Genomic DNA, 1,736 nt, shown 5'->3' on the forward strand with positions numbered 1-1,736 from the left:
CTCGCTTGTATGGGGTGATCTTTGTCAACGTGATCTTTCAGTCGTTCCGTCTCCTTGTTCAGCCGTGGCGCCCGTTTGTTCCTGCTTTGGCTCCCGGGGTTCATTGGGGCGCCGCGCGCAGTGACCGTCAAGGGTGGCCTTTGGCCATCGCGAAGCGACTTGCCCTTGACGGTCACGAGCACGGCGGCAGCGTTACATTGAGCCGGCAGGTGCCTGTTCGTAGAGGTCTACAACTTGCAAACCGAGGGGAGCTCGCCATCAGGCGCCGTAAACGCGCCGCAAGCTTGTATGCGGTTGATCCTCGCGGATCAAAAACCATGATGCAGCCATACGCATCGGCGGCGAAGCTCCGGGCGGTGGGCCCATTCTACAGCGCGGCGTCGTAAGCCATGTGAGCGACCGGGATCACCACCACCTCGGATCGTTATCGGCAGACGCTATTGCAGCTGCCAAACTTCAATGCTCGTCCTGTCGAACGCTCCTCCTTGCTTTACACCGGACGCAGGGCTACTCCCGTCGGGATCTCGCCGGTCGTGACAAGTCGCCAGAATGCAATCAGTAGCTTGCGCGCCAAAGCCACGATCATTGTCTTGCGCGTACCGCCACGGCCATCGGCCGTTCTCGCGCAAAACCAGTGCGCCAGCGCGCTGTCCTTTTGGAATTGGAGGAACCGCCAAGCCAACAGGATCATGCCGTAGCGGACGCGAGCGTTGCCGGCCCGCGCAAGACCTTTCTCGCGCCTGCGTTGGCCGCTCTCATCCGGCGCCCCGGTAAGTCCGGCATAGCGAGCGACGGCTCTCCGATCACGCAGGCCGCGTGAGAGAATCTCATTCACCAGCATGTCCGCAGTCTCGATACCGACACCGATGATCCGCGCAAGAAGGCGAACCATTGCGAGCGGACCCTTCTCCGTGTCCGGAACGACCGAGAGCTGCCGCAACCGCTCCTGTTCGATCTCATGGATTTGTTCACGCAACAGATGAAGCCGTCCGAGATTACGGCGCAACTCGGCTCGGCTTCGTTCCGGTAGCGGCATACCTTCCGCCGTATGCAGAGCCTCCAGTTTCTCCGCAGCTTTGCGCAGATTGGGGTTGAAGGCGCGAATGCCGAAGCGAGCGAGGATTGCCTTGATGCGGTTGACGATCCGTGTACGTTCGCGGACGAGATTGTCTCGTTCACGGTTCGGACGGCGGGCCTCCTCCTCATTGATGGTTGGGATGGCTGCCATGCTGCAGTGGCGCTTCTCGCCCCGCAGCCAGCCAAGAAAGGCGCGCATCAGCAGTTCGGTATCGAGGCGATCGGTCTTGGCGCGCCGATGTTCACGGGAAACCGCTACGCTCGATGGATGTATGACATAAGCCTCGACAGCGTGCGCCTGGAGCCAGCGCGCCAACCAAAAGCCGTCGCGTCCAGCCTCATAGGCGACAACGATGCGCCGGACTTCGCGCCCGGCTTGGATGGCTTCGCTGCGCCAGCGGCGCAACAGCCTGAGCACCGAATCCGGGTCGGCATCGAGCTTCTTGAGAGGATTACGTTCAAAGCCAGGGACCGTCGCAGCAATGAGCCACTTTGTCTGGCTCATCTCAATCACTGCGACCAACGTGCTGTCCTGATCAAGTGTGGTAAGGGATTTGCTTGCATCAAAGGATGGTGACATGGGGGCGCTCCTTAGGTAGCTACTCAACAGCGCCGAGGGTGCCACACGCTCGCCGCCGCCCATAGCATCTACAGCGCTA

The 1,736-nt window shown here is 60.9% G+C and carries 1 protein-coding gene; it reads right to left on the minus strand.

The features are described from left to right. Positions 1 to 490: 490 nt before the first annotated feature. Positions 491 to 1,657, minus strand: coding sequence for an IS110 family transposase (locus O7A70_RS33680; RefSeq protein WP_442921255.1), 1,167 nt, complete (start codon positions 1,655 to 1,657; stop codon positions 491 to 493). Between the last annotated feature and the right edge of the window lie 79 nt (positions 1,658 to 1,736).

This window comes from Mesorhizobium sp. Cs1299R1N1 (assembly GCF_037179655.1).
In the GTDB taxonomy this organism is placed as follows: domain Bacteria; phylum Pseudomonadota; class Alphaproteobacteria; order Rhizobiales; family Rhizobiaceae; genus Mesorhizobium; species Mesorhizobium salmacidum.